Origin of the sequence: Psychromonas antarctica, assembly GCF_022267535.1 — a bacterium.
Classification (GTDB): domain Bacteria; phylum Pseudomonadota; class Gammaproteobacteria; order Enterobacterales; family Psychromonadaceae; genus Psychromonas; species Psychromonas antarctica.
Genome location: NZ_JAHNZV010000027.1, coordinates 23,834 through 32,145 on the forward strand (window position 1 = coordinate 23,834; position 8,312 = coordinate 32,145).

General features: G+C 41.8%; 9 protein-coding genes. 6 read left to right on the forward strand and 3 right to left on the reverse strand.

Annotation, left to right across the window (positions count from 1 at the left end; genetic code table 11):
• Nucleotides 1–53: 53 nt before the first annotated feature.
• The 5 genes from KSO91_RS08470 to KSO91_RS08490 are packed head-to-tail and all read left to right on the forward strand — an operon-like array spanning nt 54 to nt 3,155.
• Nucleotides 54–803 (forward strand): 5-oxoprolinase subunit PxpA, encoded by a 750-nt coding sequence (locus tag KSO91_RS08470; RefSeq protein ID WP_238742522.1) that lies wholly within the window; start codon nt 54–56, stop codon nt 801–803.
• Nucleotides 803–1,498, forward strand: coding sequence for a 5-oxoprolinase subunit PxpB (gene pxpB / locus KSO91_RS08475; RefSeq protein WP_238742523.1), 696 nt, complete (start codon nt 803–805; stop codon nt 1,496–1,498). Before KSO91_RS08470 ends, pxpB begins: the two co-directional genes overlap by 1 nt.
• Nucleotides 1,488–2,444, forward strand: coding sequence for a 5-oxoprolinase subunit C family protein (locus tag KSO91_RS08480; RefSeq protein ID WP_238742524.1), 957 nt, complete (start codon nt 1,488–1,490; stop codon nt 2,442–2,444). Before pxpB ends, KSO91_RS08480 begins: the two co-directional genes overlap by 11 nt.
• A gap of 5 nt (nt 2,445–2,449) precedes the next feature.
• On the forward strand, nt 2,450–2,833 hold the full coding sequence (locus tag KSO91_RS08485; protein WP_238742525.1) for a hypothetical protein: 384 nt from the start codon (nt 2,450–2,452) through the stop codon (nt 2,831–2,833).
• A gap of 1 nt (nt 2,834) precedes the next feature.
• On the forward strand, nt 2,835–3,155 hold the full coding sequence (locus KSO91_RS08490) for a YqfO family protein (RefSeq protein ID WP_238742526.1): 321 nt from the start codon (nt 2,835–2,837) through the stop codon (nt 3,153–3,155).
• On the opposite strand, the gene KSO91_RS08495 is transcribed toward KSO91_RS08490, so the two are convergent.
• Complete coding sequence (locus KSO91_RS08495) at nt 3,152–3,622, reverse strand: YcxB family protein (RefSeq protein WP_238742527.1); 471 nt, start codon at nt 3,620–3,622, stop codon at nt 3,152–3,154. The genes KSO91_RS08490 and KSO91_RS08495 overlap by 4 nt on opposite strands.
• A 152-nt stretch (nt 3,623–3,774) precedes the next feature.
• Between KSO91_RS08495 and KSO91_RS08500 the strand changes: the two genes are divergently transcribed.
• Nucleotides 3,775–4,953: a cystathionine beta-lyase gene (locus tag KSO91_RS08500; RefSeq protein ID WP_238742528.1), complete on the forward strand. Its 1,179-nt coding sequence runs from the start codon at nt 3,775–3,777 to the stop codon at nt 4,951–4,953.
• 45 nt (nt 4,954–4,998) lie between these two features.
• On the opposite strand, the gene KSO91_RS08505 is transcribed toward KSO91_RS08500, so the two are convergent.
• The gene (locus KSO91_RS08505; RefSeq protein ID WP_238742529.1) at nt 4,999–5,919 is read right to left on the reverse strand and encodes a glucosaminidase domain-containing protein; all 921 of its coding nucleotides are present in this window, start codon (nt 5,917–5,919) and stop codon (nt 4,999–5,001) included.
• A gap of 256 nt (nt 5,920–6,175) precedes the next feature.
• Nucleotides 6,176–7,720 (reverse strand): methyl-accepting chemotaxis protein, encoded by a 1,545-nt coding sequence (locus KSO91_RS08510; protein WP_238742530.1) that lies wholly within the window; start codon nt 7,718–7,720, stop codon nt 6,176–6,178.
• Nucleotides 7,721–8,312: the final 592 nt, after the last annotated feature.

Sequence of the window (8,312 nt, forward strand, 5' to 3'; positions counted from 1 at the left end):
TTTTAGCATGTTCAATAGGTCTAGGTGCGAAACGGTGCCCAACAGGAAAATATATGAAATTAAATTGTGATATGGGTGAAAGTTACGGCGCTTGGGAAATTGGGGCTGATCAGGATGTGATGCCTTGGGTTAATCAGGCAAATATTGCCTGCGGATTTCATGCAGGCGATCCCGATGTGATGGCGCAGACCATTCAACTTGCCATAAAATATAATGTGCAAATTGGCGCTCATCCGGGTTATAACGATAAACAGGGATTTGGTCGTCGCTCAATTGCACACTGTTATGCACAAATTACCCATCTCGTCTGTTATCAAGTTGGTGCATTAAGTGCGCTGTGTGCTCTGCAGGGGAAACCGCTTGAATATGTTAAACCCCATGGCGCGCTATATAACGATATGATGGCCGATATCAGAATATTCGCTGCGATTATTGATGCGCTGGTGAGTTTTAAAACGCCGTTAGCATTAATGATTTTAGCAAGGCCGGATCTGCAGGCATATCATAAAATAGCGGAGCAAGCGGGTATTAAGCTTATTTTAGAGGCGTTTGCGGATAGAGCATACGATGAGACGGGACACCTCGTTGCCCGCAGCCAAGAGGGCGCGGTGTTAAACAGTGCTGAATTGATAAAAAAACAGGTAAAACAATTAATCGACCGACAAACAGTGAGCACCCGCAACGGTAAAGAGATAAAACTTAAGGTGGATACTATTTGCGTACATGGTGATAACGCCGCTGGCATTTTATTAGTTAAACAGTTGCAGCACCTACTTACTCAATTTAGACTGACTGACAAATAATGAAAATTTTGGCGCTTAATGAAGATTGTTTTTTAATCCAAGTCAGCGATACAATTGATCTCGCTTTAACTGATAAAATAGCCTTTTTAGTGAAACAGATTGAAATGCAATTAGGTGATGCATTGGTTGATATTACCCCCTCCTACAGCACCATCCTAGTGCATTATAATCTATTAAAAATAGCGCCGTTAGTCGTCGAAAATCTGCTTGAAACAGCTGTTTTGTCAACTTCGCTAAATAGCGTTTTTAAAGGGCAAAATAAGGTTATTGAATTACCTGTTTATTATAATGTTTCGGTAGGTTGGGATTTGCCTGCACTATCTGAACAAACCGGTTTAAGTATTGAGCAAATTATTCAATTACATAGCGACACAAAATACCGTGTTTGTGCGGTTGGTTTTGCGCCTGGTTTTGCGTTTTTGGCGCAGGTGCCAGCGGCCATTAATATTGCTCGACATGCCTCGCCGCGCGCTGTTGTACCCGCTGGTAGTGTGGCCATTGCCGATGCGCAAACGGCTGTTTATCCTGCTGATAGTCCCGGGGGTTGGCAGATTATAGGTAACTGTCCGGTTAAACTTTTTGACCTCAATAATGATCCCATTACGCCCTTTGCGATAGGAGATAGCGTTAAATTCCGCTCTATTTTGCTGGATGAGTTTCTTAGACTAGGCGGACAAATAATCGATGAAAAGTAATTCGGGTTTATATGTGCTTAATGCGGGGGTATTTAGCCAGTTACAAGATCTTGGGCGTTATGGGCAAGCCAAACAGGGCTTAAGCCAAGGTGGCGTTGGCGATCCATTGGCCGCTGGCTGGGCAAATTACCTACTAAAAAACAGCGCTGATAAATCTTTAATTGAAATCAGCTTTGGGCAAGCTGAATTTATTGCTGAATGTGACTTGCAACTGGCCATAACGGGGGCCGAGATGAGCGCCTTTATCGTGATGCCATCGGGACAAAAAAAAGCGCAAAGCAACAACCGTAGTTTTGTTCTTAAAAAGGGGCAAGGTTTAAAGTTTGGCTTTGCAAGCTCTGGCGTTCGTGCTTATTTAGCGGTCAAGGGCGGTTTTAATATCCGCAAAAAATATGGCAGCTGCAGTACGGTTACACGTAACTTTATAGGAGGGCTTGATGGTACGGGTAGCAATTTAAAAAACGGCGATCGTTTATCGGCTTTTGAACAGCTAGATCGCTTGATTACTACAAAAATCCCTGAGCAGTTTATTCCTGATTATAATTCCCCCTTAACTTTAGGCGTTATTGAAGCATATCAATGCGAATACTTTTCAAGTAGACAAAAAGCGATGTTTTATAATATTGAATATACTATTGGTACACAAAGCGACCGTATGGGATTACGTTTGACGGGGAAAAGTATTGGCGGTTTAAGCAAGGGAATTATTTCCGAGGGCATCGCACTGGGCAGTATTCAAATTCCAGCCGATGGTTTACCTATTATTTTATTACAAGATAGGCAAACACTAGGTGGTTATCCTAAAATCGGCTGTGTTGCGCGTTGTGATTTAAATTTACTGGTACAAAAGTCAGCAGGTGAGAAAATCCGTTTTAAACCTACCTGTTTGGCTGATCAGCAACAACGTTATTTACAACGCTTACGTTTTTTTAATCAGTTTAAATGAGCAATATGTTGGCAATTATCGCCGATCTATACACTCCGCTACTCTTGCTGTGCTGGATTTATTATTGGCAAAAAGAATTGATTCAAAGGCGCAAATCACAATTTAAAAGGTTACTGCTATTAGTAAGTGTTGTTTATGCTTTGATGCTGGTGGATATCTATTTTGGGATATGGGCTTATGGGGGCATGGATTACAGTACTCATAGCGCGATTGCTCTGTTGTTAGTGGTCGATTTATGCTTTAAAAATAGATTGCTTCTATTTGTGTCACCGCTGTCGCTGTGTGCTTATTTTTATCTTATGTGGTTACTTAACTATCATAGTATTGCGGATATGCTGACCACCTGTTTGCTTATTTTACCGATTTTTCTCTACAAAAAAGGAAAATAACATGTATCAGCTTGTTTTTTATGTTCCAGTCTCACATCTGGAAATGGTTAAGTCGGCAGTCTTTAAGGCTGGCGCGGGGAGCATGGGGGATTATGAAAGCTGTGCTTGGCAATGTTTAGGTACAGGACAGTTTAGGCCGCTGGCCGCAAGTACCCCTTTTATTGGCATTGTTGATCAAGTGCAAAAGGTGCCAGAGTATAAAGTTGAAATGGTTTGTATAGCGGCCAAGATAAAGCCTATTTTACAAGCTTTACTCGCCGCTCACCCTTATCAAACGCCCGCCTATAGCGTTATTGAAATAAAAACCATTAAAGATTTTTAATGGGCCTGCTGTTTGATAAATTCACAAACTACATTGTTTAAATTTGATTTGGAAAGGTAATACAACTTAGCGCTTTTAAATGTCAGCATTAATCCTAAATCAGTCTCTCCTACTTTAAGCAGATCAGACCATAAGAGTTGGCTGTTGTTGTATAAGCTCTGTGTTTTTATTCCTTTATCATCAATCACTAAGGTAATCGTATTGCCTGAATTTCGGCTCCAGATTTGTCTGCTCAACCACCATGCCCGACGGTAATGAAAACTCATAAATTCAACTAAAGCCAATGCTATTAAGAAATAAGCTAACACATCTAGTTGTTTCGAAAATACAAAAATAAGCAGCGCGCTGGTCACTAACAGCGCGATAAATTTAAACCGCGGGGTGCTGTTTTTATTAAAGGGCAGAGATTGATCGTAACACTCTTCAAGGTGTTGTCGATTGAGTGGGAACTGTGATTCAAAGTGCATAGTATCGCCTGATGATTGCCGAATAAAGGGGGATTATAAGATAAAAAAACCCTGAAGTATCGTCTCGTTGATGCTGTTCATCTGTTGCTGAAATGTTAACATACTTTAAAGATGATATTTGCCGATCGAATACTTATTGATGGAAGCTTGTTATGAAAAAAGAAACACAGATTGTTAGTTTAGGCCGTGATAAAAAATGGGCCAAAGGGGTCGTTAATCCCCCTGTATTTCGTGCATCAACCATGCTTTTTGATACCATGGAAGAGATGCGCTTTGCATCCAAAAATCGTACTAACGGGGAGATGTTTTATGGGCGTCGTGGTGGGCCAACGCATTTTGCTTTTCAGGCCGCGATTGCTGAGCTTGAAGGCGGTGTCGGTTGCGCACTCTATCCATCAGGCTCTGCAGCTATTAGTGGCGCACTACTGTCTTTCTTAAAAGCAGGCGATCATCTTTTAATGGTGGATAACGTGTACGAGCCAACCCGTTCATTATGCGATGGTCTGCTGGCCGGTTTCGGTATTGAAACCACTTATTATAATCCCTTAATTGGTGCCGGTATTAGCGATCTTATCTTGCCTAATACTAAAGTATTGTTTTTAGAATCACCGGGTTCGATTACCATGGAGATTCAGGATGTACCGACATTAAGTGCTATTGCTCATCAGAACGATCTGCTGGTGATGTTGGATAATACCTGGTCATCACCGATTAATTCCCGTCCGTTTGATATGGGGGTGGATATTTCCATTCAAGCGGCGACTAAATATATTGTCGGCCATTCGGATGTCATGATGGGCACTGCAACGGCCAATGAAAAATATTGGCCGCAATTACGTGAAAATAGTTATCTAATGGGCCAGTGCACTTCTCCTGATGATGTTTATCTAGCAAGTCGTGGCTTACGTACACTTGGCGTGCGCATGGCGCAGCATGAAAAGAACGGCTTACAGATTGCCAACTGGCTAGCTGCACGACCAGAGGTCGATCATCTGCGCCATCCTGCTTTTGCAACTTGCCCCGGTCATGAATTCTTTAAGCGTGATTTTAGCGCCTCCAATGGTCTATTCTCTTTTGTATTAAAAGAGGGAAATTTAAAATCGGTCACCGCCTTAGTCGAGAATATGCAGCATTTTAAAATGGGCTTTTCTTGGGGCGGTTATGAAAGTCTGATTTTAGGTGTGTTTGACATTGATAAACTGCGTACTACTACTCAATGGGATAGCAGTAAACCGCTGATCCGTTTGCATATAGGCCTTGAAAATGTCGACGATCTAATTGCCGACTTAGAAGCGGGATTTGCCCGCTTTAATATGGCATTAGTGGATTAATGATGATGCGCGTAGTTGTACGCGCTGTATTTTTGTATGTCGTTGTTAATCAGTGATCAAATGGATTAACTTGTTGTCTGATAGATAGGCTTGGTCGAACGGTTCCAGCTTGTTATAGCGGATCATTGCGCGTAAACCATCGATATAATCTTGACCACGTTCAGAGTATTTATCCAGCGTGCCGGCCAACTTAATACCCGTAATCGCTTTATTTTTACTGCGCAGATCGGCGCGTAAAATACGTAACTTTTTAAATGCATTATTGGTATTAATATTAAATAGATAACCCTCAACGGATGCAAGCGGGCTGTCGAAGCGGGCAACACCATAATCTCCTAGCTCTTCGCGTTGTGCTAACGGCTTCATTCCCTTACCCGTGAAGTCCCACTGACCAAAAAAGGCATTCCCCTCTTGTGTAAAACGCGACGTTGCCCAACCACTCTCCTCAGCAGCCTGCGCCAGTATTAAAGAAGGGGGCAGTGTATCAACTTTAGTTAACAATTTTTTACGCAACGTTTCATTTAGATCTGTCGTTGTCTCTTTAATTAGGCGGTATTTAAGAGCAATTTTTTTTAGTTGCGGCGAATCTAAGGGGCTACTTTTAATCATCTTACGCTCATGGCGGACCTTTTCATTAGCCACCAATGCCAGTGGAGCCATTAAACGGAAAAATACACTTTTCTTAGTCTCTACTGGTAGTGTTTTTGAACCTTCAGCCCAGCGTTCATCGACCCCTTCAAAAGTAATGCGTGGTATTTCTAGGTCGCCTTTTTCCCAGCTTTGATCGTTGTATTGGTATTTATCAAATAAAGTAGTTAAGTCATCCAGTGATGTGATGGTCACTTCAATAGGGTCTGCCATCAGTTTCTGACTGGCAGTTAATGAAGCGTCATCAGAGCAGGCAGTAATCAGCATGCTAGCAGCAAGGGTCAGCGTGGCTCTCGTCAACGTGATCTGTTTTTTCATGGGGGGCTCCTAATTTTTTAAATGGGCACCTCGGGTGCAACGGCTTTTATAAACTGCCGACAATGTAGAGATTTTAGCAAATCCGTACATCAAAAATGTATTATTTGCATTTTTTATATTGACTGTAAATGACTATCTCAATGAAAACGATATGAGATAGTCCTTATCTATAGTTTGCAAGAAAAAACAAATTACTTTAAGGGCCGAGTGTCAGCCGTTTGATATCATCTGAATTGCGCTATCATTCACTTATAAGTTAAGAAAACTGTGTCACTAAGGCTTGTTGTTCTTCCAGTTTATCTAATAATTCATTCGATAATTCAACCGCTTCTTGCCCATGCTCTGCACTGCTTTTGGCCATATCTGCAATCGCCACAACATTACGATTAACCTCTTCACTGACCAGAGACTGTTCCTCAATCGCGGTGGCAATTTGGGTGTTAAGGTTAGCCAGTAGCGTCACTTCAGTTATTATTTGTTGTAGGGATTTTCCGGTATTATTTGAGAGTTGCACGCACTGCATCGAAAGCGCAGTGCCTTTCTCCATGGATCTATTCGCCGCGTGGGATTCAGACTGCAGTTGTGTGAGTAATTTATTTATTTCATTGGTTGATTGTTGAGTTCGTTGCGCCAACGCGCGCACTTCGTCAGCAACAACTGCAAAGCCTCGCCCTTGTTCGCCTGCGCGGGCGGCTTCAATAGCCGCATTTAATGCCAGTAAGTTGGTTTGATCGGCAATGCTACTTATTTCACCTAGCACTTTTTCAATTGACTTGCTGCCATTAACCAGCCGTTCAATTGCCTCTTCTACCTCATTTAACTGTGTCGCTAGCTCATTATTAGCCGCAATCGTTTCCTGAACACTGACTTGTCCTTGGTTGCTAATATCTAATCCCTGTTGTGATGCTTGCGCAGCGTTACCGACCACTTCAGCGAGATCATTAATGGTAGCCGACATCTCATTCATCGCCGTAGCGACTTGATCGGTTTCACTGTTTTGTTGCGCTAATACCGTCGAGACACTGACACCACATTCAGCTGCTTTCTTAGCGGTTTGGGTTACGTTTGTAGACACATCACTGACTCGACCCACCACGGCTTTGATCTCCGCTGTGCGCATCTGTAATGCTAGATTGATTACGCCGAGACCATCATTATTGCCGGAGTAGATAAAGCTCATCAATGGATTCTTAAAAATAGATTTTGCTTCGTCGACGAGCTTTTTATATTTATAGCGCCAGTTGATAAATAGTCCGGTAAAAAGCGCTGAAACAATAATCATGGGAACACTAAATAGTGGGTTTAGTTCACTGAAAATGGCAACTAGTAAACTGAAGGTAAATGACAGTATAAAAAATACTTGAAACCAGCCTGTAAGATCGCTGCTATGGGTTAACTTTGTTGGGGTTTTGCCATCGTTAAGCTGTTTGTAAACCTGTGTGGCGCGGGTAACGACATCTGCATCGGGATAGGTGCGCACAGACTGGTATTCATAGACCTCTCCGCGGCTATCTTTGATTGGTGTGATGAACGCATTTACCCAGTAATAATCACCATTTTTACAGCGATTTTTAACCGGGCCCATCCATGATTGACCCGATTGAATCGTTTGCCATAAGTCTTTAAATGCCGCTTTGGGCATATCTTGGTGGCGCACCATATTATGAGGATGGCCTTGTAACTCTTCTAATGAGTATCCGGCAATATCGCAAAAATTTTTATTGGCGTACTTAATCTTGCTATCGACATCTGTGATAGATAATAATACATCATTTTTAGCAAGCAGTTGTTCTTTACTCATCGATACTACCCCTTAAATTTATACTGTTTAGATCATCATTTTAATTTTCAAAAAAATAAAAAAGCAGCTTCCCTGTTCTGTGCTGACATAGATGAGGTACAGTGCCGATGGTTATATTAATTAGTTAACGAGTTGTTTTTGATCTAGATCAGGTTTAACAAGGCACCATATACTTAATAAAATTCGCTGTCTATGGGGGTTGTGTTAAATCTCTATCAATTTGTGGTGATTTTTTAAGCGCTTCATTCTCATCGAATTTCTATTAAAAAATGTGGCCGCTTCTCGCGTCTTATCTTGGCGAAAGATCCGAGCAAACTGATTAGCGAGAGGTGCGCTCAATATGATGGGATAACTTGCAGTGCTTAAGCTTTTACATTTTGAAATGCAATGCCTTAATGCCGATCGGAATAGCGAAAAGCATGTTTAATGAGCTTCTCAACTTGTGTTTGCTGGGTGCGCGAGGTTACTAGTACCAGAGATCATAAGTCCGTGTGGATTTTATCAATACTCTCCCGAGCGTTAATTTTCAGCGGAATAACTCTTTTTAACACTAAAGTATTCTTGTCTTCGATTGTCCATTCAAACTCTTCAC